This is a genomic window from Rhizobacter sp. P2_G4, from assembly GCF_056403575.1.
Map to the genome: position 1 here is coordinate 1,018,668 of NZ_JBFUFG010000002.1, position 23,222 is coordinate 1,041,889.

Here is a 23,222-nt window from a genome sequence, read left to right on the forward strand (position 1 = left end):
ACACCATGACGAAGTCACCCAACTTCCACGGCTACCACATCCGCAAGTGGTACCTGCAGATCGAGGACACGCTGGCCGGCGAGACCGGCCAGGCCGCCGACGGCGCGCCCTTGCGCAAGATCGTCGTCGCCGCGGCGATCCACAACCCTTACGCCGGGCGCTACGAGCCGGACCTGTCGGCATTCATCGAGCCATCGCCCAAGCTGGGCGCAGAGTTCGGCCGCCGCATCCGCGAAGCAGCCGCAGGGCAGGCCATCGAGAGCTACGGCAAGGCCTGCCTCGTGGGCATCGACGGCGAATACGAACACGGCAACGCACTGCTCACCAACCCGGCGGCCAACCCGATCCGCGACGCACTCGGCGGTGGCAAGTCCTGGGTGCCCTCCACCGGCAAGCGCGGCGGGCCCGGCACCGTGATCGACGTGCCGCTGGCGCACAAGGATGCGCTGTACGTGCGCTCGCACTACGACACGGTGAGCGCGACGTTCAACGACGCGCCCAACCGCGACGAGCTGCTGCTCGTCTGGGCCTTCGCCACGCGGGGCCGCCTCAACGCGAGGCTGGGTGGCCTGAAGGCCAGTGACATCAAGGGCCAGGACGGCCTGATCTGAACCTTCGCGCCACGGGAGCACGAGCATGGCCACGCACGCACGAGAAGGTTGGATCTACAGCGAAGGGCTGCGGCTGCGCTACGTCGAATGGGGTGCTGCGGATGCACCGGCCATCATCGCGTTGCACGGCCTGCGCAGCTTCGCCTACACCTGGGAGCCCGTGGCGCTGCCGCTGGCCGACCGCTTTCGCATCATCGCGCTGGACCAGCGCGGCCGCGGCGAGAGTGACTGGGACCCGCAGCACCGCTACTACACCGAGCATTACGTGCGCGACCTCGATGCCCTGGTCGACCACCTGGGTCTCGCGCGCTTCGTTCTGCTCGGCCATTCAATGGGCGGTTCGAACGCATTCGTCTATGCCGGCGGGCACCCTGATCGCCTGGCGGGCCTGGTGATCGAGGACATGGGGCCGGGCGCCTCGGCCGGTGGTGTGGGTGCCGAGCGCATCCGGCGCGAGCTGCTCGCCACACCTGCGCAATTCGCCTCTTGGGACGAGGCTGCCGCGTTCTGGCGCAGCCAGCGGCCCAACGTGCCGGATGCGGCCATCGCGGCGCGTGTGCAGCACTCGATGAAGCGGGCCGATGATGGCACCGTCGTCTGGCGCCACGATGCCGAGGGCATCACCGCGGCGCGACTGGCTGCCACGCCGCAGCAACTGGTCGACCTGTGGCCGCATGTCGAGTCGCTGCGCCTGCCGACTCTGCTGCTGCACGGTGCGCGATCTGACTTCCTGACCGCCGAGACGGCGCGTGCGATGGTGCTGCGAAATCCGATGATCCGGCTCGTGGACGTGCCCGACGCCAGCCACTACGTGCACGACGACAACCTCGCCGGCTTCGAAGCCGTGCTGCACGCCTACCTGGCCGACCCTGAACTGGCCGGCTGGGCCGGCCGCCGCGCGCGATGAGCGGGACCACGGCGCCGCGCGCGAACGTCGCCATCGTCGGCGGCGGCCCCAACGGCATCGCACTGGCCAACCTGCTGGGCGCCTACGGCGTGCAAACGGTGGTGATCGAACGCGAACGCGAGATCGTCGAGTACCCCCGCGCCGTGGGCATGGACGACGAAGCGCTGCGCCTGTTCCAGGCCGTGGGGCTGGCCGAGCCGCTGCTCGAAAACATGATCCCGAACGTGCCGCTGCGCATGTTCCGCACCGACGGCCGCTGCTTCGCCGACATCCGTGCCTCGACCAGAGAGTTCGGCTGGTGGCGCCGCAACATCTTCATGCAGCAGATCGCCGAGAAGACGCTGCGTGGCGGGCTGGCGCGCTACCCGAACGTGGAGCTGCGCCTTGGCGAGGAGGTCACCGGCCTCGCGCAAGACGAGACCGGCGTGACGCTGCAGGTGCGCGATGCCGCTGGCCAGCCCGCCGTGCTGCGCTGCGACTACTGCGTGGCCGCCGACGGCGGGCGCAGTCGCCTGCGCGAAATGCTGGGTGTGAAGCTGCTGGGCAAGACGCACTCCATCAAGTGGCTCGTCGTCGACGTGCGCAACGCGCCGCTGGATGCACCCTACACCGCGCTGAACTGCGACCCGCGCCGGCCCAACGTGTGCATCTACCTGCCGTTTGGCTATCGGCGCTGGGAGTTCATGGTCTTCGCGCACGAGGACGAGCAGGCCATCGCCTCGCCCGACTCCGTGCGCCGGCTGCTTGCGCCCTACGTGACGGACCCGCAGGCGGTGGAGATCGTGCGCGCGCGCACCTACACCCACCACTCGCGCGTGGCCGACCGCTTCGTCGTCGGCCGCGTCGCGCTGGTCGGCGATGCGGCCCACCTGTCGCCGCCGTGGATCGGCCAGGGCCTGAACGCCGGCCTGCGCGACGTGGGCAACCTCGCGTGGAAGCTGGCCGGCATCGTGCAAGGCCGCCTGCAGCCGTCGGTGCTGCAGAGCTACCACGAGGAGCGTTACCGCCACGCCAAGGCCATGATCGACCTGGCCGACGTCTTCGGCGCGATGCTGATGCCCACCAGCCGCCTGAAAGCCTGGCTGCGCGACCGCTTCTTCTCCGCCGTGCGGCTGATGCCCGGCGTGAAGAACTACGTGCTGCAGATGCGCTTCAAGCCCATGCCGAAGTACGAGCAGGGCGTGATCGTGAAGCAGCCGGGCTCGCCGATGGTGGGCCGCATGCTGATCCAGCCCGACGTCGAAGACGCGCGCGGTACACGCCGCAAGCTCGACGACGTGCTGGGCCCGTGGTTCGCGGTGATCGGCTGGCAAACTGACCCGCAGGCAGCGCTCAGCGACGTCGACCGCGCCCGCTGGCAGGCGCTGGGCGCGCGCTTCGTGCGCATCGACCGCGCCCGCTGCGGCAGTGCGCCGGGTGTGAGAGAGAGTTCCATGCACGGCACCACCTGCGTCGAAGACGTGGACAACCACTTCTCCGACTGGATCCATGCCCACCCGGGCAACGTGCTCGTGCTGCGCCCGGACCGCTACATCGCGGCCCAGTGCGGCGCCGCCGACCTGGCCGAGGTGACGCGCCAGTTCAGCGCCTTCACCTGTGAGCCGCCGCGCGACGAGCGCCTGGCGGCCTGAGACCGAGACCGAGGCCCGCCATGTTCGTCGAACAACGCATCTATTCACTCGTGCCCGGCGGCACGGCCGAGTACATCTTGATCTACGAAGAGTGTGGCCGCGCCGCGCAGGAACGGATCCTCGGCAACATGCTCGGCTACTACACGCGCGACATCGGCGAACTCAACCAGCTGGTGTACTTCTGGTCCTTCGACTCGATGGACGAGCGCACCCGCCGCCGCACCGAGCTGATGGGCGACGCCGAGTTCAAGATCTTCCGCGGCAAGATCCGCCACCTCGTGGTGAAGCAGGAGAACACGCTCCTGCTCCCCGCAGTGGCTCCGAAGAAGGAGGCCACGCGATGACCGCTGCCCAAGCTTACGAAACCCTCATCCAGTACATCGACGGCGAGTTCATCGGCGTCGGCAACGGGCCCTCGCAGCCGGTGTTGAACCCGGCCGACGGCAGCGTGCTCGGTCAGCTGCCGCGCGGCAACCGCGATGACGTGACCCGCGCGATCGCCGCGGCCGAGCGGGCCTTTCGGAGCTGGCGCCACGAGTCGCCGCTGAAGCGCTCGGAGATCCTGCGCCGCGTCGCGGCGCTGATGCGTGAGCGCGCCGAGGCCATCGGCCGCAACATCACGCTTGACCAGGGCAAGCCGCTGGCCGAGGCCATCGGCGAGGTCAACGGCACGGCCGAACACGCCGAGTGGCATGCGGAGGAAGGCCGCCGCATCTACGGCCGCGTGATCCCGCCGCGCCTGCCCGAGGTGCGCCAGATGGTGCTGCGCGAACCCATCGGCGTGTGCGCCGCGTTTGCGCCGTGGAACTTTCCGTTCAACCAGGCGCTGCGCAAGATCGTCGCCGCGCTGGCCAGCGGCTGCACGCTGGTCCTCAAGGGCCCCGCCGATGCACCCAGTGCGGTGTGCGCGCTCGCGCGTCTGTTTCACGACGCCGGCTTGCCGCCGGGCTGCCTGAACGTGGTGTGGGGCGCAGCCGACGAGATCTCGCGCCAGCTCATCGAGTCGCCGGTCGTGCGCATGATCTCGTTCACCGGTTCGGTGCCGGTGGGCAAGCAGCTCGCGGCGCTGGCTGGCCAGCACATGAAGCGCATGACGATGGAGCTGGGCGGCCACGCGCCGGTGATCGTCTGCGCCGATGCCGACGTGGACCGCGCGGCCGACCTGCTGGCCCCGTACAAGTTCCGCAACGCCGGCCAGGTGTGCATCTCGCCGACGCGCTTCCTGGTACAGCGGCCGGTGCTCGAGCGCTTCACCGCGCGCTTTCTCGAGCGCGTGCGTGCGGTTCGCGTCGGCTCGGGCCTCGAGCCGGGCATCACGATGGGCCCGGTGGCCAGCGGGCGGCGCCTGGCCGAGATGCAGGCCTTCGCCGACGACGTGCGCGCCACCGGCGGCGAACTGCTCACCGGCGGCCAGCGCATCGGCGAACGCGGCAACTTCTTCGAGCCAACCGTGGTGCTGAACCCGAGGCCCGGCAGCAAGCTGATGTGCGAGGAGCCCTTCGGCCCGCTGGCGGGGATCGTGCCCTTCGACGACCTCGACGAGGCGATCGCCACCGCCAACAGCCTGCCCTTCGGGCTGGCGGCCTACGGCTTCACGAGCTCCAACCGCGACTCGCACCGACTGGCCACCTTGCTGGAGGCCGGCATGGTGAACATCAACCACTTCGGCATGGCACCGTCCGAGATTCCGTTCGGCGGCATCAAGGACAGCGGCTTCGGCAGCGAAGGCGGCACCGAGACTTTCGACACCTACCTCGTCACCAAGTTCGTGACGCAGATGAACTGAGTAAATCCGTGACACAGACCTTCACCTTGTTGATGGCGCAGTGCTGGCTCGATGGCCGCTGGGTCGATGCGGCCGACGGCGCGACCATTCCCGTTCACAACCCCGCCAACGGTGAACTGGTGGGTGTCGTGCCCAAGTGCGGCGCCGACGAGACGCGCCAGGCGATCGCCGCCGCCGAGCGCGCGCTCGGCCCGTGGCGCGACCGCTCCGCCGACGAACGCGCACGGCTGTTGCGGCGCTGGGCCGACCTGGTGATGGGGCAGCAGGAGGAGCTCGCGCTCATCATGACGCTGGAGCAGGGCAAGCCGCTGGGCGAAGCGCGTGGCGAGATCGCCTATGCCGCGTCGTACATCGAGTGGTTTGCCGAGGAAGCGCGGCGCGTGTACGGCGACGTCATTCCGTCGCCCTGGGCCGACCGGCAACTCATTGCCGTGAAGGAGCCGGTAGGCGTGTGCGCGGCCGTGACGCCGTGGAACTTCCCGGCTGCGATGATCACGCGCAAGGTGGCGCCTGCGCTGGCGGCCGGTTGCACCATCATCGTCAAGCCGGCGTCGCAGACGCCGTTGTCGGCATTGGCGCTGGCCAAGCTGGCCGAGCAAGCGGGCATTCCGGGTGGCGTGTTTCAGGTGATCACCGGCAGCGCCGCAGCCATCGGCAGCGAACTCACCCGCAGCCCGGTGGTGCGCAAGCTCTCGTTCACCGGCTCCACCGAGGTGGGCCGCACGCTGGCTGCGCAATGTGCACCCACGCTGAAGAAACTCTCGCTCGAACTGGGCGGCAACGCGCCCTTCATCGTGTTCGACGATGCCGACCTGGACGCAGCGGTGCAAGGTGTCATCGCGTCGAAGTACCGCAACACCGGCCAGACCTGCGTGTGCACCAACCGCATCCTGGTGCAGGACGCCGTGGCCGATGCCTTCGCCGAGAAGCTGGCCGTCGCGGTCAAGGCACTCAAGGTCGGTGACGGCACCGAGCCCGGCGTGGTCCAAGGCCCGCTGATCGACGCCGCGGCGCTGGCCAAGGTCGAGGAACTGGTGGCCGACGCGCTGGCCCAGGGCGCGCGCCTGCTCACCGGCGGTCGGCGCCACGCGCTCGGCGGCACGTTCTACGAGCCCACGCTCCTGGCCGACGTGAGCCCGCAGGCGAAGCTCGCGCGCGAGGAGATCTTCGGCCCGGTGGCGCCGCTGTTCCGCTTCAAGTCCGAAGAGGAGGCGGTGCGCATGGCCAACGACACCGAGTTTGGCCTTGCTGCGTACTTCTACAGCCGCGACCTGGCACGAGCGTGGCGCGTGTCGCGCCGGCTCGAGTACGGCATGGTGGGCATCAACAGCGGCATCATCAGCACGGCAGTGGCCCCCTTCGGTGGCGTCAAGCAGAGCGGCTACGGGCGCGAAGGCTCGCGCCACGGCATCGACGAATACCTGCAGCTGAAATACCTGTGCATGGGGATCACATGATGCGGCGCCATCCGAGACTGGCTCGCAGCGTTCGTGGAAGACGACGTCGCCGCTCGCTGAGCTTGATGACCGCACTCGTCGCCAGCGCGTTCTTTCCGGCCGCGACGCAAGCCTACCTGACCCGGGCGATCACGCTCGTCGTCTCGTTCGAACCCGGCGGCTCGACGGACCTCTCCACCGGGGCGTGCGCACCGCCGGTGGTACGCCGGACGAGTTCCGGCACAGGCTCACTCAGGAGTCGCAACGCTGGCGTCGGGTGGTGCGGGACGCCCACATGAACTGAAATAGGGCTGGCCCGAGCCGCGCTGCCGCGGCTCGGGGGATCAGCCATTCCCTCAGGCTGCGTTGGCCCAGGCCCTGGCTGCGCCGGCACGGCGGGTCTGCGAGGGCAGCTCGCCGAACAGCGTGTGGTAATCGGACGCGAAATGGCTCAGGTGAAAGAAGCCCCAGCGGCTGGCTGCGTCGCCGATGGAGGTTTCGCTGGCGTGCGTGCCGAGCAGTTCGCGCCGCACGCCGTTCAGTCGGATGCAGCGGATGTAGTTCACCGGCGTGGTCTGCGTGACGGCGCGAAAACTGTTCTGCACGGTGCGGCGGCTGATGCGCAGGCGGTCGCACAGTTCGATGACCGAAGGCGGCGCCTGGCGCTCCGAGAGTGTCATCTGGTGGCACTTCTCCACGATGTAGCTGCCCGGCGAACTGGTGAGCCGCTGACTGCGGTCGAAGCCGGGGTCGGCGAGCAGGCAGGTCAGTTCCTCCAGCAGGTCGCGCTCGAGTTCGTCTTCGGCCTGCCCCGCCGCGGCACCGCCGTTGACGTCGTCTACCGATCGGGTGAGCAGGCAGAGCAGGCGCTCGCGGCACTGGGCCAGGCGGCGCTCGGGCACGCGCAGCACCGGCTGGCGCAGCCACTGCCTGAATTCACCGCTCCAGGGCGAGTTCTCCAACTCCCTCTCGAAGGTCTCGCGGTCGAAAGTGATCGACAGCATGTCCAGGCCCTGCGGCATGTGGAACAGGAATTCGTCACCGCCGTTGAGGATGAAGATGCTGCGGTCGTCGGCCTCGCGGCCCTGCAGGCGCGCGGTGCCCGGCAGCGATAGCGGTAGCGCGAAGCACACGCGGTCGCGCGGTGCCTGCCCGTGCTGGACCAGGCGCTGGTTGATCCGCTCCCGGAAGAACTGGAATCGCTTTCCGTTGATCTGGCACAGCGAGCTGCACGCCAGTCCGGGCGATAGCTGGCTGTAGGTCTGCTCCCATTCGTGCACCGACGCTGCATGAAGGTGCACATCTTCGAAATGTTCGACTTTGAGCATCATGATGGTGATATCCGCAAATCCCGCATATGCGGATTGCAAGAATTGTGCAACGGTCGATCCTCAGGGGGATGCGAGGAAACCCGCCCCGTTGGCACCTGGCCGCGGACCTGCTGATTTGGGCTAACGGCGCAGGGGCTTGCGGATCTGAAATGGCGTCCGGGCCGAGCGACTCTTCGCACCGAGGCATCCCTCGATCACGGGAAGCGACGTTCGCCCAGATCCCATTTTTCAGGACAGGCATGAATCACTCTCTCCAACACTTCATCGAAGGCGCGGCGGTCGAATCGTCCGACGGTGCCCGCATGGCGCTGGTCAACCCGGTCAACGAAGCGCAGTACGGCACCGCAGCGCGCGGCACCGCAGCCGACGTGGATCGCGCCGCCAAGGCGGCCCGCCAACAGCTCAAGCGCGGTGTCTGGAGCAAGCTCACCGGCGCGCAGCGCGGTCTGCTGCTGCATCGGCTGGCCGACCTGGTGCTGCGCGACACCGAGCGCCTGGCCGACATGGACGCGCAAGCCATCGGCCGCTCGCCGATGGAGCCGCGGATGATGGACGTGCCGAATGCGGTGGCGAACCTGCGCGCTGCGGCCGGGTGGGCGAACGCGCTGGAAGGGCGCACCATCCCCAACGGCGGCTACATGGGCATGCCGACGCTGTCGTACACGCTGCGCGAGCCGATCGGCGTGGTCGGCGCGATCGTGCCGTGGAACTCCCCTCTGATGATCACCACCTGGAAGCTGGCCGCGCTGCTGGCGGCAGGCTGCACGGTGGTGATCAAGCCCTCCGAGGAAACGCCGCAGTCGGCGCTGCACCTGGCCGCGCTGTGCCAGGAGGCTGGCATCCCGGATGGCGTGGTCAACGTGGTGACCGGCCTGGGCGAAGTGGTGGGACGCGCGTTGTGCGAGCACCCGCTGGTCGACAAGATCAGTTTCACCGGCAGCCCCGAAGCCGGCCGCGAGATTCAGCGGATCGCCGGCCCGCTGTTCAAGCGCGTGGCGCTGGAGCTGGGTGGCAAGAGCCCGCAGATCGTCTTCGACGACGCCTCGTTCGACGACGCACTGCGAGGCTGCGCAGCGGGCATCTTCGTCAACCAGGGCCAGGTCTGCGCGGCGGGCTCGCGCATTCTTGTGCAGAAGGGCATCGCGCAGCGTTTTGCTGCTGCGCTGGCCGAAGCGGCACGTTCGGTGAAGGTGGGCGACCCCACGCAGCCGGGAGTGCAGATGGGCCCGCTGGCCAAGAAGGCGCAGCAGGAGCGCGTCAACCGCTACATCGAGGCCGGCATCCGCGAAGGCGCGCAACTGCTGGCAGGCGGCGTGGCTGCGCCGGCCAAGGGTTACTTCGTCCAGCCGACCATTTTTGCCGGCGCGAACAACGCGATGACCATCGCGCGCGAAGAGATCTTCGGGCCGGTCGGAACCATCATCGAGTTCGAGACCGACGAGCAGGCTGTCGAATTGGCCAACGACTCGCGCTACGGCCTGGCGGCCACGGTGTGGACGTCCAGCGTGACGCGTGCGCACAAGGTGGCGCATGCGCTGGAGGTTGGCGCGGTGGGCGTGAACTGCTGGAGCCCGCTGGACGCCAATCTGCCCTGGGGTGGGCTCAAGACCAGCGGCATCGGCCGCGAGGGCGGGATCTCCGGTGCGTTGGCCTACACCGAAGAGAAGGTCATCACGCTGCTTCTGCCCTGAGCCCCGGACCCCGAGATGACCCATCCCACCCTGAACCTGATCGTTGAACGCACTTCGATCAACCGCTTCGATCCGTCGCACGCGATCGACGACGCGACGATCCAAGAACTCGTGTGCTACGCCAGCCAGGCGCCCAGCGCCTACAACTTCCAGAACTGGCGCTTCGTCGCCGTGCGCACGCCGGCGCAGAAGTCGCGCCTGTGCGTCATGGCCTACGGGCAGAAGAAGGTGGAGGAGGCCTCTGTCACCTTCATCGTCTGCGGGCGGCTGAACCCCCACCTCGCCCTGGGCGAAGCGTGGCAGCCCTTCGTCAATGCCGGGCACGCCGATGCTGCGACGGTCGACGCGGTGGTCGGCAGCGCGACCCGCGGCTATGCCGACAACACGCAGATGCAGCGCGACGAAGCCATCCGGTCGGCCTCGCTCGCCGCGATGACGCTGATGCTGGCGGCGCAGGCGATGGGACTGGTCAGCGGGCCAATGATCGGCTTCGACCCTGACCAGGTCCGCACCGGCTTCGATCTCGGCCCCGACGAGATTCCCGCGCTGCTTGTCACCGTCGGCCGTCCTGTTCCCGGCAACTGGCCGCGCAAGCCGCGGCGCCCGGTGCCGGACGTGCTCGACATCGTCTAGCGACACCCCCAACCCCACCTGCTTCGCACCTCGGAGATCCATCACATGCCACACCGTGCTTCCCAACGCTCGAGCGTCCGCCGCTTCCGGCGATTCGGCGCCTTCCTCATCGGCCTGTGCGCGAGCGCGCAGATGGCCGCTGCGGCCGACGTCTCGCAGCTCGACAAGCTGACCCCTTCGGGCGCGACAAAGGAAGGCACGAGCGATGGCAGCATCCCGGCCTGGGAGGGCGCCGTCGCCCCGCTGCCCGGCTACGAGTGGGGCAAGCTGCGCCGCGACCACTGGAAGTACAAGGACGACAAGCCGCTCTACAGCATCGATGCCGCATCGGTTGACAAGTACGCCGACAAGCTCTCGGCCGGACAGCTCTCGGTGCTCAAGCAGGTCAAGGGCTATCGCATGGACGTCTATCCGTCGCGGCGCACCTGCGGCGTGCCGGACTTCGTGGCGGCGAACACGCGCAAGAACGTGGGCACCGCCAAATTGTCGGCCGACGGCTGGAGCCTGAAGGAAGCCACCGTTCCCGGCTACCCGTTCCCTGTGCCGTCCAACGGTGTGGTGGCGATGTGGAACGCCAAGCTGCGCTACCGCGGCGTGGGCATCGACTTCAAGAAGACGATCACGGCCGTCTCGCCACGCCGCGGCAGCACGGAGTGGATTCGTGCCGACTCGGAGCAGACGCTGTTCATCCCCACCGGCGCCAAGGGCTCGCACGCGCTGTCGTCGTATCCGCCGGTGGAGTTCTATGTGTACTTCGGCTACAGCGCACCCACCGCGCTGGCGGGCCAGGCCCTGGCGATCACGCAGTACATCGACCAGGCCGAGAACGAGACCTTCTACTACTTCCCCGGCCAGCGCCGTGTGCGCCGCATGCCGACGTACTCGCACGACTCGCCGCAGATCGGCATGGAGAACCAGTACACGCTGGACGAGCCGAACGTCTTCAATGGCGCTCTCGACCGCTTCGACTGGAAGCTGGTGGGCAAGAAGGAACTGATCGTTCCCTACAACAACTTCGGCGGGCACGACTTCAAGGCCAGGTTCGAAGACGTCGCTGGCCCCGATTTCATCGCGCCCAGCCACCGCCGATACGAGGCGCACCGCGTGTGGGTGGTCGAGGCGACCGTCAAGGCCGGCATGCGGCACTCCGCGCCCAAGCGCACGATCTACCTCGACGAAGACAGCTGGGCGCCGGTGATGATGGACGACTTCGACGGCCAGGGAAAACTCGCCAAGCTGCGCGAGGGCTTCACGATCCCGGTGTTCGAGACCGGTACCTGCGACGTCATGGCGATGGTCCAGTACAACGTGGCCGAAGGGCGCTACGTGTTCGACTCGCACACGGTCGGAACAGGCGCCGACATCCGCTGGGCGACCGAGCCGAACGGCTCTCGCTACAAGGCCGGTTTCTACACCGCCGACAACCTGCGTTCCATCAGCGAGCGCTGATCACTTCGAGCGGAGACCAGCAAATGAACAAGACTTCAGGCCTTGCCCTCAAGGCAACGGTCGTGGCCCTCGGTGCGCTCGCCGGCACCGCCGCCCAGGCCCTCACGTTCGAGTTCGAAGGGGGGCGCGGCAACTTCGATTCGACCCTCACCACAGGTACGGGCATCCGCATGAAGGACCCGGACTGCAACCTGGTGGTCTCAGGCGCCAGCGGCACAGGCGCGCCGGCAGGCTGCCTCGCGCCAACTTCCGCGCTGGGCGACCAGGGCAACCTGAACTACGGCAAAGGCGACCGTTTCACCACCTACCTCAAGGGCAGCCACGAACTGCTGCTGAAGATGCCGAGCGAGGTCACCTTCCTCGGGCGCGTGAACTGGGTCAGGGACTTCTCGTCCACCTCGACCACCGGCCATCTCAGCGCCACGACGCCGCCGACGCTCACCGATGGCCTGGCCGACGATGCGCGCAAGGACCTGCGCTTCAAGGCGCGCGTGCTCGACCTGTGGGTCAGCAAGGGCTTCCAGGTGGGTGACCAGCAGGGCCGCGTGCGTGTGGGCAACCAGGTCATCAGCTGGGGCGAAAGCCTGTTCCTGCCGGGTGGCATCAACAGCACCAACGCGATCGACGTGATGCGCCTGTCGCAGCCGGGCACGCAACTCAAGGAGGTGTTCCTGCCGGCGCCGATCGCCAGCGTGGCCACCGGTCTGGGCAAGGGCTTCAACGCCGAGGCCTACGTGCAGGCGAAATGGAACGGCAACTACCTGCCGCCCACCGGCAGCTACTGGTCGGTGGCCAATGGCCTGGGCAAGGGCCATGACGCCTACGGTCTGGTCGAGGAAAAACCCAGGGACGGCGGCCAGTGGGGCGCCGCGCTGCGCTGGCAACCCGAGGGCACGCAGCTGAACCTCGGGGCGTTCGCGATGAACTACCACGACAAGGCGCCGAACTTCAGCATCAGTGCTGGCGGCGCTGGCGTGATCGGATGGCGCTATGCAGAGAACCGGCGCATGTACGGCCTGAGTGCCAACCTGCCCGTCGGCGACTGGGCCATCGGCACGGAACTGTCTTACCGCCCGAAGGACGCCGTGTCGTTGAACTCCGCGGTCAGCGGCTGCTCGTCGCAGAACGGCGACTGCTGGGTCGACGAGAAGAAGTTGCAATGGCACCTGACCGGGCTGCTGAGCATCACACCCAACACCGCCGGCTACGTCCTGAAGGCGCTGGGCGCCGACACCGCCACGCTGATGGCCGAAGCCGTGGTGATCCGCTATCCGCGGCTGCAGCCCACGTACGCAGGTGACCCCGTCTCCGCGGGCGCATGGGGCTGGGGCCAGGAGTTCGATCCCGCCGGCACGCCGGAGGCCGTCGGCACCAGGACCTCGTGGGGCTACAACTTCGACTTCAGCTGGACGTACGACGGCACGCTGATCCCGGGCTGGCAGGTCACACCGGAGATCTACTACTTCCAGGCCGTCAAGGGGCGCACACCCAACGGTGTGGCGCTGTTCATGGAAGGCGCCAAGTCGGTCAACTTCATCGTGAACTTCGTGCAGAACCCCGCCAACTGGCAGGCCTCGGTGAACTACGCCCGCTTCCTCGGCGGCAGCCGTGTGTTCGACCAGCCGCTGCGCGATCGTGACTTCGTCGGCCTGACGCTCTCTCGCAACTTCTGAAGTGACCCATCCCACCGCTTCCGACAACCTGCTGACCCGCGCCGTTGCGTGGGTCGAGGTGCTGGCGTTCGCCCACCGGCGCGCGATCCTGCTAACGCTGATCCTGTTCACGCTGGGAATGGGCTGGTTCGCCGCGCAGCTGCGCATGGACGCCGGCTTCGACAAGCAGATGCCGATCGGCCACGAGTACATCGCCACGTTCCAGAAGTACCGCGACGACGTGCTCGGCGCCAACCGGCTGACCGTCGTCGTCAAGGCCCGCCAAGGTGACATCTGGAACGCGGTGGCGCTCAAGCGGCTGTACGAGGTGACGCAGGCGGTCGGTTACCTGCCCAACGTCGAGCGCCTGGGTGTTCAATCGCTGTGGACACCCAACAGCTTCGTCAACGAGATCACCGAGGAGGGCTTTCGTGCCGACCCGCTGATCGACGGCACCGTCACGCCCGAGGCTCTCAAGCCCGAGACCATCGCCACCATCCGGCAGGCCACGAGCCAGGGCGGTTTCGTCGGAACGCTGGTCTCGCGCGACGGCACCAGCGCGATGGTGAGCGCCGAGCTGATCGAGTACGACAGCACCGGCCAGAAGATCGACTACATCGCCTACAACCACCTGCTGGAGGAGAAGCTGCGGGCCAGGTTCGAGGATGCGGACTTCGAGATCCAGATCATCGGCTTCGCCAAGCAGATCGGCGACATCGCCGACGGTGCGCAATCGGTGCTCAAGTTCTGCGCCGTCGCCTTGCTGCTCACCGCGCTGGCCGTGTACTGGTACTGCCACTCATTGCGGTTCACGCTGCTGCCCATCGCCTGCTCGCTCACCTCGCTGGTCTGGCAGTTCGGCACCTTGCGCCTGCTCGGCTACGGGCTTGATCCGCTGGGTGTGCTCGTTCCCTTCCTGGTGTTCGCGATCGGCGTCTCGCACGGCGTGCAGCAGATCAACTACATCGTGCGCGAGATCGCGAACGGGCGCAGCACCTTCGACGCCTGCCGCGACAGCTTCTCCGGCCTGCTGATCCCCGGCACGCTGGCACTCGTGACGGCCTTCGTGTCGTTCATCACGCTGCTGCTGATCCCGATCCCGATGGTGCGCGAGCTTGCGATCACCGCCTCGCTGGGCGTGGCCTACAAGATCGTCACCAACCTGGTCATGCTGCCCGTGGCGGCTTCTTACTTCAACGTCGACAAGCCCTATGCCGACAAGGCAGTGATCAAGCGCGAGCGCCGCGCCGGCTGGCTGCGCGTGCTCGCGCGCCTGGCCGAGCCCCGGCGCGCCGTGGCGGTCGTCGCCGTCACGGCCGTCATCTTCGCGACCGCGGTCTGGCAAAGCCGCGACCGCGTGGTGGGCACGCTGCAGCCCGGCGCGCCGGAGCTGCGCGCCGACGCGCGCTTCAACCGTGATGCGGTGGCCATCTCGACCAGCTACGACATCGGGCTGGACTGGCTCACGGTGATCTTCGAGGCACCGCCGGTGCCCGCCGCCGGGCCGCCCCCAGGCGGGCAGCCCTCCTCGGGGAGCGACGACGCAGCGGGCGTTCCGGGGCTGTCATCCTGCGGGAACGTGAACGTCGGCCTGTACCAGGACCGCTTCACCTGGGCCATGCAGCCGGTGCCCGGCGTGCTCTCCATCTCCTCGTACGCCACGCAGCTGCGCCTGTTCAACGAGGGCTACAACGAGGGCAACCCGAAGATGAGCACGGTGCCCATCGATGCGGGCAACTACGCCGCCTTGTCCACCGAGATCGGGCGCATCCGCGGCCTCATGCGCAAGGATTGCAGCATGACGGCGGTGCACCTGTTCCTGGCCGACCACAAGGCCACGACCATCCAGCGCGTGATCGATGCCGTCAAGGTGTTCCGGGCGCAGAACGTGGTGCCCGGCATCACGGTCCGCCTGGCCTCGGGCAACGCCGGCGTGCTGGCCGCGATCGACGACGAGGTCGAGAAGAGCGAGCTGCCGATGATGATGTACGTCTACGCGGCGATCGTGATCCTGGTGTTCCTGGTCTACCGTGATTGGCGCGCGGTGGTGGCCTGCTGTCTGCCGCTGACCGTGGGCACCTTCATCGGCTACTGGTTCATGAAGGAGCTGCAGATCGGCCTGACGGTCGCGACGTTGCCGGTGATGGTGCTGGCCGTGGGCATCGGAGTCGACTACGCGTTCTACATCTACAACCGCCTGCTGCTGCATCTTGCCGCTGGCCAGCCCATTGTCAAGGCGATCGAGCACGCGATCCTGGAGGTTGGAATGGCGACCATCTTCACCGCCATCACCCTGGCCGTGGGTGTAGCTACCTGGTCCTTCTCGCAGCTCAAGTTCCAGGCCGACATGGGCAAGCTTCTCGCCGTCATGTTCATGGTCAACATGGTCATGGCGATGACGACGCTGCCTGCGGTGGCTGTCCTTCTGGAGCGGCTCTTTCCTCGACGCAAGCCGGTCCGGGCGACCGGCCTGCAGCACCACTGACGCCATGAACCACCTCCTGAAAACTGTGCTGCTCGCGGGCCTTGCCGTGATGTCGTGTAGCGCCGCACGTGCGGATGCGGTGAATGGCGCCATGCCGACGGAGCCCATCGTGGCGCCGGCGGCGCGCGTGCCTCACGCCGCGCGGGCTGCACTGCTGGCCAGTGCCCGCGCCGGCACGCGGATGGTGGCTGTCGGCGAGCGCGGTGTCGTGATGCTGTCCGATGACCAGGGCAGAACCTTCCGCCAGGCGCGAGACGTGCCGGTGGACGTCACCCTGACCTCGGTGAGCTTCGTCGACGAGCGACAGGGCTGGGCGGTCGGACATTGGGGCGTGGTGCTCGCCACCCGGGACGGCGGCGAGACCTGGGCCCTCCGGCGCAAGGATGTGCAGGTGGACCGGCCGTTGTTCGCCGTGCACTTTTTCGACGCGCACAACGGCGTGGCGGTCGGCCTGTGGTCGCTCGTATTGGTCACCGATGATGCCGGTGCGAACTGGCGCAGCGTGGCGCCGCCTCCGCCCGAAGGCAGCAACAAGGCCGACCTGAACCTGCTCGGCCTGTTCGCCGACGATCGAGGCCGGGTCTACGCCGCAGCGGAACGCGGCATGGTGTTGCGCTCCGATGACCGCGGTGCGAGCTGGTCCTACGCCGCCACCGGCTACAAGGGCTCGTTCTGGACGGGCCTGGCGCTGCCCGGTGGCGTGCTCCTGGCGGGTGGTCTGCGCGGCTCGCTCTACCGAAGCGCGGACGACGGGCGCAACTGGGCACGCGTCGCGACGGACAGCAAGTCGTCGATCACGGCCATGGCGGTGCACGAGGGCAGGGTGGTCGCCGTGGGGCTGGACGGCCTGGTGCTGCGCAGCACCGACGCCGGTGCCACGTTCTCGAGCGAAGTCCGCAGCGATCGTGCCGCACTGACCGGCGTGACGGTGACCTCGGGTGGGCGCACGGTCCTGCTGTCGCGCCAGGGTGTCGTGCCCGACCCGGATGCGCCCGGATCGAACTGAAGGGTCCGCCACTCATGAATCGATCTGCAGCGGTGCTGACCATCGACCTCGGGGCGCTGGTCGCGAATTGGCAGGACTTGTCGGGCCGCACCGCGCCTGCGCGCTGCGGCGCCGTGGTCAAGGCCGACGCCTATGGACTCGGCGCGGATCCGGTCGTGCGGGCTTTGCTGCAGGCGGGTTGTCGCGAGTTCTTCGTCGCCCTCGTCGACGAGGGTGTTCGCCTGCGCGAATCGCTCGGCGAGGCATGGCCGAACGACGCACGGTTGCATGTGCTGCACGGAGCTCTGCCCGGTGCAGAAGTCGACTGCCTGGCGCGTGGGTTGGTGCCGGTGCTGAACAGCGCGGACCAGGTCGCCCGCTGGCAAGCCCTGGCACGCAAGGAGGGCCGCGAACTGCCGGCGGCGCTGCAGGTCGACACCGGCATGGCTCGGCTGGGGCTGTCTCCGGCGTCGCTCGCGAGACTGGCCGGAACGGGCGAAGGCCTGGCGGGCATCGCGACCACGCTCTTCATGAGCCATCTGGTCAGCGCCGAGGAGCCGGGCCATCCTGTGAACCGACGACAGCTCGAGTTGTTCCGACTCTGGCGCGGGCGCTTGCCAGCCGCGCTGGCATGCCTGGCCAATTCGTCAGGCATCTTCCTCGGCGCGGACTACCACTTCGACCTGGTGCGCCCGGGGGCTGCCCTGTACGGCGTTGCGCCGGTGGCGGGCCTTCCGAACCCGATGCAGCCGGTGGTGCGGGTGCAGGCGCGCATGATCCAGTGCCGCGAGCTCGCCGCCGGAGAGGCTGTCGGCTACAACCATACGTGGCAGGCGCGCAGGGCAACCCGCGTGGCAACCGTATCGGTAGGCTATGCCGACGGCTACTTGCGCAGCTCCAGTAACCGCAGCCACCTGCGGTTCGGCGGCGTAGCGGTGCCGCTGGTGGGGCGCGTGTCGATGGACACGGTGACGGTCGATGTGACCGACATCGATCCGTCGTCGCTAGCGCCCGGCGCCTTGTTCGACGTGGTGGACAACGTGCACGACGTCAACGTGCTGGCCGCCGAGGCCGAAACCAATGCATACGAGATCCTGACCAGCCTGGGCTCGCGCTACCGGCGTCAGTACACGAACGGGGTTGCGCCATGAAGGTCATCATCCTCGGCGCCGGCGTGATTGGCACGACTGCCGCCTACTACCTGGCGCTGCGTGGCCACGAAGTGACCGTCGTGGAGCGTCGGGCCGGGCCGGCGCTTGAGACCAGCTTCGCCAATGCCGGCGAGGTGTCACCGGGCTACTCGTCGCCCTGGGCCGGCCCTGGCGTGCCGCTGAAGGCCATCAAATGGCTGTTGATGCACCACAGCCCGCTGGTCATCAAGCCGATGATGGACCCGACCATGTGGCGCTGGTGCGCGGCGACGCTGCGCAACTGCACCGAACAGCGCTACCGCATCAACAAGTCCCGCATGGTTCGCTTGGCCGAATACAGCCGCGATTGCCTGAGGGAGTTGCGTGCCAGCACCGGCCTGGCATACGACGAGCGCGCGCTGGGCACGCTGCAGCTGTTCCGCACCGCCAAGCAGCTCGACGCAACGGCCAAGGACATCGAAGTGCTGCGGCAGAACGGCGTGCCGTTCGAGCTGCTGGACCCTGCCGGCTACATACGGCACGAACCGGCGTTGGCCCAGGTGAGCGAAAAGTTCGTCGGTGCCTTGCGCCTTCCGGGCGACGAGACCGGGGACTGCTTCAAGTTCACCACGGCACTGGCCAACCTGGCTGCGCAGCACGGTGTCGATTTCCGGTTCGGTGTGCAGGTACAGCGGCTGGTCGGTGGCCCGCACGGCGTGGTGGGGGTGGAGACCTCGATCGGGCGTTTGCAGGCCGACCGCGTGCTGGTGGCGCTCGGAAGCTACTCCACGCGCATGCTGGAGCCGCTGGGTCTGCGCCTGCCGGTGTATCCGGTCAAGGGCTACTCGATCACCGTGCCGATCACCGACGCGGCGGCCGCTCCCGTCTCCACCATCATGGACGAGACCCACAAGGTCGCCGTCACCCGCCTGGGCGACCGCATCCGCGTGGGCGGAACGGCGCAGCTATCGGGTTTCGATCTGCACCTCGACGCCGCCCGGCGCCGCACGCTGGAGTTTGTGGTGACGGACCTCTTCCCACGCGGAGGCGACGTGGCGCGTGCCGAGTTCTGGGCTGGCTTGCGACCGATGACACCCGACGGCACGCCGGTGATCGGGCCGACACCCATTCCGCGGCTTTGGCTGGCCACCGGGCACGGCACCCTGGGCTGGACAATGGCAGCGGGCACGGGCCGTCTGCTGGCGGACTGGATGTCGGGCGAGCAGCCGCAAATCGACACGGAGGGTTTGACGATCGACCGCTACGGACCGACTGGGTCCCAGGTCCGCTTCGTCGACTCGGTCGCCTCAGCCTGAGTCGACAGACGCTTCAACGATCTCAGATTCAATAGGGACACACGATGAATCCTGCCGACCCGAATGATGCACAGAAGTACCCCGGAAGCATGCGGGTCTTCCACTGGCTGCGGGCGCTGGTGGTGATCGGCACGCTGAGCGTCGGCCTGGTGATGGTAAACCTGCCGGACGATCTGCCCGTGAAGTTCGAGCAGCTCTATCCCAACCACAAGCAGTTCGGCCTGCTCGCGCTGCTGCTGGGCTTGGTGCAGCTCGTGCTGCGCACGCGGGCACGTGCGTGCCTGCCCGCGGCGCCCGCTGGCCTGCGGCCATGGGAACGCATGCTGTCGACCTTCGCGCACCGCGCGTTGTATGTTCTCTTGATCATCGTGCCGCTGATGGGCTATTCGATGTCCAGCACCTTCACTCAGAGCGACGGTGTGCCGTTCTTCTTCTTCGGGCAACTTCCCGAGTTGCTGCCCAAGAACGACCGATGGTTCGAGGCTTTCCAGTTGCTCCATCGCATCCTCGCGTACGCGCTGCTCGCGCTCATCGTGTTGCACGTGGCGGGTGCCCTCAAGCACCGCTTCCTCGACAAGGACGCGCAGGCCGACGTGCTACGCCGCATGCTGTAAGTGCAGCGGGCCGGACATGGACGAAGCAGGCGCGCTCCGGGTCCGATCCTTCTCCGACGACGAAGGGTCGGTGGAGCACGTCGCAGGCTGGAATCTTCACTGCGTGCAGATGTCCGCCGGTTCGCTGGCTGGCGAATCGGTCGACGTGCAACTGCCCGCGATCCAGCTCTTGTTCGAGACCTATCGCAACGTGAGCACCAGCCATTGCGGAACGGCACCGGCCGGGACCGCAATCTTCGGCATCGCCGGATCGATGGAGGGGCAGGGCCGGTTCAACGGCCTGCGATGGAGCGACGGCATCACCGCCTTCGATTCCCGGCAGGAGCTCTTCTCCCTTGTCCCCCCGGTCGAACTGATCACCCTGGTCATGGATCGCCGGGTGCTCACCGAGTACGCGTGGACCACCGGGCACGTCGATCTGGAGCACTGGCTGTCGCAAGGACCGATCGTGCTTGACGATGCGGATCTGGCGCGGCGGGTCTCGCGGCGCTTGCACGACGTGAAGACAGCTTGCCAGCTAGGGTGGCTGCGCGGCGACCAGCTGGGGGCGCAACAACGGCTCGCGGATGAGGTCATCGAGATCCTGTTCCCGCTGATCCTGCGACGATTGCGCCAGCCACCCGCTGCCCGGCGCGAGATGCCGCACCTCGAAGTGGTTCGCCGGGCGCGTGACTACATGCGCGAACGCGCCGATGACCCGCCGCGCATCTTTGATTTGTGCCGTGCACTGGGGGTGTCGCGCCGCTGGCTGCAGTGGAGCTTCAACGAGGTGCTCGACATCGGTCCGTGGTCCTACCTGCACCTCATGCGCCTGAACGGCGCCCGGCGCATGCTGCTTCACTCGGGCCGGGACACGAAGGTGAACGACGCGGTCGAGGCTTTCGGCTTCTGGCACCTGAGCCGATTCAGCCGCGACTACCGGACCCACTTCGGAGAACTGCCGTCGCAGACGCTGCAGCGCGCGCTGGCGCGCAGCTGAGGCCCGGTCACTTCGGCGCAGCGGGCGTCTTGAAGGTTCCGAGCAGGACGACGTCTCCCGAGCAGAACCACTGGCCATTGATCTTCTCCCACACGAACAAGATGCGCACCGGCGAGGGCGGGTAGTCCTTCACCTTTTCTGGCTTCACGTCGGCGTAGAAGTTGGTCCAGTCCCAGCCCATGTTGCCGTTCACATAGGTATGGACCGACTCGATCCGTACCTTGGTCGTGTCGGCGACAAAGGTCTTGTACAGCTCCAGGAACTGCGAGCGTCCCATCGCGAAGAAGTCCGGTTCGCCCTCTGCGGCGCTGAACGCCTGCGGCGAATAGAAGCCCTTGACCAGTCCGACGGAGTCCTGTGCGGCCCAGGCCCGCTCCTTCAGGTCGTATTTGGATCGGATGGCCTTCTTGAAGCCCTGCAGCGCCGGCGACGAGGCGGCCGGCCAGTCGGCCGGAGCCTGCTTCGACTCCGGCATGGCCGATGCGTCCAGCGTCGCAGCGGCGACGAGAAGGCTCACCAGGAGTCGTGGAATGTTGTTCATGGTGTCTCGATGGGGTTGAGGTGGGTCAGGTCAGCTTGAGGAGCTGGGTGGCGGCGCGCTGCCCTTCGTCGGCGGCGGTCTCCCACATCTGCGTTCCGGTCAACTCGGAGTGCGAGAAGGCGATGCGGTGGAAGGGCTTGCGCAGGATCTCGCGCGGTGCCGGCTTGCCGTTCTTGCCGAAGAAGAAGCCCGGCGGATCGACGACGTAGGCGTGGCCCCACCGGTTGGTGGTGATGCCGGCGATGTCACGCGCCGCATCGAAGCCGGCGGACGAGAACATCTTGGTGAACTGGGTGCGCACGGCGGCTTCGATGTCCGCGTAGCTCAGACCGTAGAGCTGCATGCGCGCGGACGTGCATTGCTGGGGGAACGGCAAGTCCGGCAGCAGGAAAGGGTTGTACTGGGTCAGCACCACCGGCTTGTTTGGGTCCAGCGGCATCGTCTCCTTGCCGTCGACGATCACGTTGCGTCGCAGTCCGGTCCACCAGCCGAATCCTTCGAACCAGCGTGCGCAACTGATGCCCAGCTTGTCCAGGAAGCGCCAGTTCCGAAGCGCCACGTTGACCGTCAGAATGGGCGCGTGGTGGAAGGTCTGCATGGCCGCCCGATACTCGTCGTCAACGTCCCGGCAGATGTGGCGATTGACGTGCTGCTGGCCCGCCATCACCACGCCCTTGGCCTTGACCTTGTAGAGTCGGCCGCCCCGCTCGTACCACACGGTCACCTTCTTTGCCTTGGCGGGGTCGCCATCGTGCTTGACCGCGACCACGGTGCTCGACTGGCGAATGCGCACGGCGTTGGCCGGCTGATCGAGCACGTCGAAGTTGATGCGGTCCAGCAGCACCTCGCTCAGGCGCTTGCCTTTGAACGCGCCCGGAATCATCTTCTGCACCAGCCGGCGTGCGATGCTGGCGTTGCCGCCGGGCAGGGTCACCAGGTAGACCTGGTCGGCCGGGTCGGCATAGCCTTTGGCCAGGTCACGGCCTTGAGCCACCGGGCCCGGCGCTATGAAGTTGAAGGCCGCATAGGCGGAGATCACGTCGGCGCCGAGACCGCATCCCATGGCGGCGCTGACGGGGCTGATGTACTTCTCGAACGCGGGGGAGCTGATGCCGAGTTCGTTGCGCAGGTACTCGGAATAGGTCATCGAATCCAGCCATTGTTCCCAATCGGGGCGGCGGTTCGGCGTGCGGAACAGCTCCGCCGCCATGAAATCCAGGCGCTCCTTGTCGCTGAACGGCGTGTTGCGCAGACCGTCGCGCCACATGTTCCTGACGAAGCCCTTGGACTCGAAGAAGTAGCCGATGTCCGCCGCCTCCCACTGGATGTGCATCGGCCCCCACATGTCGCCGGGCACCAGCGTCTTCGACGACATGTTGCGTGGCTGCTGGAACTCGAATTCGCGGGGGAAATCGAGCTGCTCGTAGAAGTCGGAGTAGAAGTTGTATTCCTTCGCCCGCTTCAAGGGAAACACCATGCCCGTGGAGCCCTGCGGCGCCCACAAGTGGACGCCATCGACATCGAACTCGTTCTGCTTGGCCTCGCCGCCGAAGACCGCGTGCTGATCGAGCAACAGCACGGGGCTCTTCGGGCGGTGGCGGTGGTGGGTGTAGGCCGCCGTCAAGCCCGAGATCCCGGCCCCGACCACCACCAGGTCGAAGACTTCGCCGGTGTCGGTGGCTGAGTCCAGGTAGGTGTCGAGATCCCTGTTCCGAATGTGGCCGTGGGCCGCATTGAGCACCGCATGCGTGTTGCCGTTGGATCGGCCGTAGTCGCCGATGCCTCCGGGCCCAGTCCAGCTTTCGTCCAGGCCCGTCATCGGCATGTTGACCGTTTGGGCGGAGGCGGACTTGATGGCGCCCGGCGCGGCCGCCGTGATCAAGGCTGCACCGGCGCCCAGCAATGTCGAGCCGACGAAGTCGCGCCTGGAAATCGAGGTGTTCATCCCCAGCAGGTCAGCTTCGCGCTCGGACAGATCGGGGATGCCTTGAGGGCGCGGGAGCGCGTTCGGGTCTGAGTCGTTCATCTTCCTGGCCTTTGTTCGA

General features: G+C 67.4%; 19 protein-coding genes. 16 read left to right on the forward strand and 3 right to left on the reverse strand.

Annotated features, from left to right (window positions below; all coding sequences use genetic code 11):
• Positions 1-5: 5 nt before the first annotated feature.
• From AC1DYS_RS11105 to AC1DYS_RS11130, 6 genes are read left to right on the forward strand one after another with little or no spacing between them, the layout of a single operon-like run.
• Positions 6-611 carry an amino acid synthesis family protein gene (locus tag AC1DYS_RS11105; protein ID WP_477898930.1) on the forward strand — a complete coding sequence of 202 codons (606 nt, stop codon included), beginning with the start codon at positions 6-8 and terminating at the stop codon, positions 609-611.
• A 25-nt stretch (positions 612-636) separates the two neighbouring features.
• A complete protein-coding gene (locus tag AC1DYS_RS11110) occupies positions 637-1,518 on the forward strand; it encodes an alpha/beta fold hydrolase (protein ID WP_477898932.1) in 882 nt (293 codons plus the stop codon).
• A complete protein-coding gene (locus tag AC1DYS_RS11115) occupies positions 1,515-3,149 on the forward strand; it encodes a bifunctional 3-(3-hydroxy-phenyl)propionate/3-hydroxycinnamic acid hydroxylase (RefSeq protein WP_477898934.1) in 1,635 nt (544 codons plus the stop codon). Before AC1DYS_RS11110 ends, AC1DYS_RS11115 begins: the two co-directional genes overlap by 4 nt.
• Before the next feature lie 20 nt (positions 3,150-3,169).
• Entirely contained in the window at positions 3,170-3,493 is a 324-nt protein-coding gene (locus AC1DYS_RS11120) for an NIPSNAP family protein (RefSeq protein WP_477898936.1), read from the forward strand.
• Positions 3,490-4,935: an NAD-dependent succinate-semialdehyde dehydrogenase gene (locus tag AC1DYS_RS11125; RefSeq protein WP_477898938.1), complete on the forward strand. Its 1,446-nt coding sequence runs from the start codon at positions 3,490-3,492 to the stop codon at positions 4,933-4,935. The genes AC1DYS_RS11120 and AC1DYS_RS11125 overlap by 4 nt, the downstream gene beginning before the upstream one ends.
• 32 nt (positions 4,936-4,967) lie before the next feature.
• On the forward strand, positions 4,968-6,392 hold the full coding sequence (locus tag AC1DYS_RS11130) for an NAD-dependent succinate-semialdehyde dehydrogenase (protein ID WP_477899616.1): 1,425 nt from the start codon (positions 4,968-4,970) through the stop codon (positions 6,390-6,392).
• Positions 6,393-6,727: 335 nt separating this feature from the next.
• Here the strand turns inward: AC1DYS_RS11130 and AC1DYS_RS11135 are convergent, their stop codons facing one another.
• A complete protein-coding gene (locus tag AC1DYS_RS11135) occupies positions 6,728-7,699 on the reverse strand; it encodes a helix-turn-helix domain-containing protein (protein ID WP_477898940.1) in 972 nt (323 codons plus the stop codon).
• A 242-nt stretch (positions 7,700-7,941) separates the two neighbouring features.
• Here AC1DYS_RS11135 and AC1DYS_RS11140 point away from each other — a divergent pair, with 242 nt between their 5' ends.
• From AC1DYS_RS11140 to AC1DYS_RS11185, 10 genes are all read left to right on the forward strand, one after another.
• Entirely contained in the window at positions 7,942-9,393 is a 1,452-nt protein-coding gene (locus AC1DYS_RS11140) for an aldehyde dehydrogenase family protein (RefSeq protein WP_477898942.1), read from the forward strand.
• 15 nt (positions 9,394-9,408) lie between these two features.
• The gene (locus AC1DYS_RS11145) at positions 9,409-10,026 is read left to right on the forward strand and encodes a nitroreductase family protein (RefSeq protein ID WP_477898944.1); all 618 of its coding nucleotides are present in this window, start codon (positions 9,409-9,411) and stop codon (positions 10,024-10,026) included.
• A 132-nt stretch (positions 10,027-10,158) separates the two neighbouring features.
• On the forward strand, positions 10,159-11,475 hold the full coding sequence (locus tag AC1DYS_RS11150) for a DUF1329 domain-containing protein (protein ID WP_477899618.1): 1,317 nt from the start codon (positions 10,159-10,161) through the stop codon (positions 11,473-11,475).
• 23 nt (positions 11,476-11,498) lie between these two features.
• Positions 11,499-13,148 (forward strand): DUF1302 domain-containing protein, encoded by a 1,650-nt coding sequence (locus AC1DYS_RS11155; RefSeq protein WP_477898946.1) that lies wholly within the window; start codon positions 11,499-11,501, stop codon positions 13,146-13,148.
• A gap of 1 nt (position 13,149) precedes the next feature.
• On the forward strand, positions 13,150-15,612 hold the full coding sequence (locus AC1DYS_RS11160) for an efflux RND transporter permease subunit (protein ID WP_477898948.1): 2,463 nt from the start codon (positions 13,150-13,152) through the stop codon (positions 15,610-15,612).
• A 4-nt stretch (positions 15,613-15,616) separates the two neighbouring features.
• The gene (locus AC1DYS_RS11165) at positions 15,617-16,618 is read left to right on the forward strand and encodes a WD40/YVTN/BNR-like repeat-containing protein (RefSeq protein WP_477898950.1); all 1,002 of its coding nucleotides are present in this window, start codon (positions 15,617-15,619) and stop codon (positions 16,616-16,618) included.
• A 32-nt stretch (positions 16,619-16,650) separates the two neighbouring features.
• Entirely contained in the window at positions 16,651-17,748 is a 1,098-nt protein-coding gene (gene alr / locus AC1DYS_RS11170) for an alanine racemase (protein ID WP_477898952.1), read from the forward strand.
• Complete coding sequence (locus AC1DYS_RS11175) at positions 17,745-19,043, forward strand: D-amino acid dehydrogenase (RefSeq protein ID WP_477898954.1); 1,299 nt, start codon at positions 17,745-17,747, stop codon at positions 19,041-19,043. The genes alr and AC1DYS_RS11175 overlap by 4 nt, the downstream gene beginning before the upstream one ends.
• A gap of 44 nt (positions 19,044-19,087) precedes the next feature.
• A complete protein-coding gene (locus tag AC1DYS_RS11180) occupies positions 19,088-19,657 on the forward strand; it encodes a cytochrome b (RefSeq protein ID WP_477898956.1) in 570 nt (189 codons plus the stop codon).
• 16 nt (positions 19,658-19,673) lie between these two features.
• On the forward strand, positions 19,674-20,636 hold the full coding sequence (locus AC1DYS_RS11185; RefSeq protein ID WP_477898958.1) for a helix-turn-helix domain-containing protein: 963 nt from the start codon (positions 19,674-19,676) through the stop codon (positions 20,634-20,636).
• 7 nt (positions 20,637-20,643) lie between these two features.
• Here the strand turns inward: AC1DYS_RS11185 and AC1DYS_RS11190 are convergent, their stop codons facing one another.
• Complete coding sequence (locus tag AC1DYS_RS11190; RefSeq protein ID WP_477898960.1) at positions 20,644-21,177, reverse strand: hypothetical protein; 534 nt, start codon at positions 21,175-21,177, stop codon at positions 20,644-20,646.
• Between the two features lie 25 nt (positions 21,178-21,202).
• Complete coding sequence (locus AC1DYS_RS11195; RefSeq protein WP_477898962.1) at positions 21,203-23,203, reverse strand: NAD(P)-binding protein; 2,001 nt, start codon at positions 23,201-23,203, stop codon at positions 21,203-21,205.
• Between the last annotated feature and the right edge of the window lie 19 nt (positions 23,204-23,222).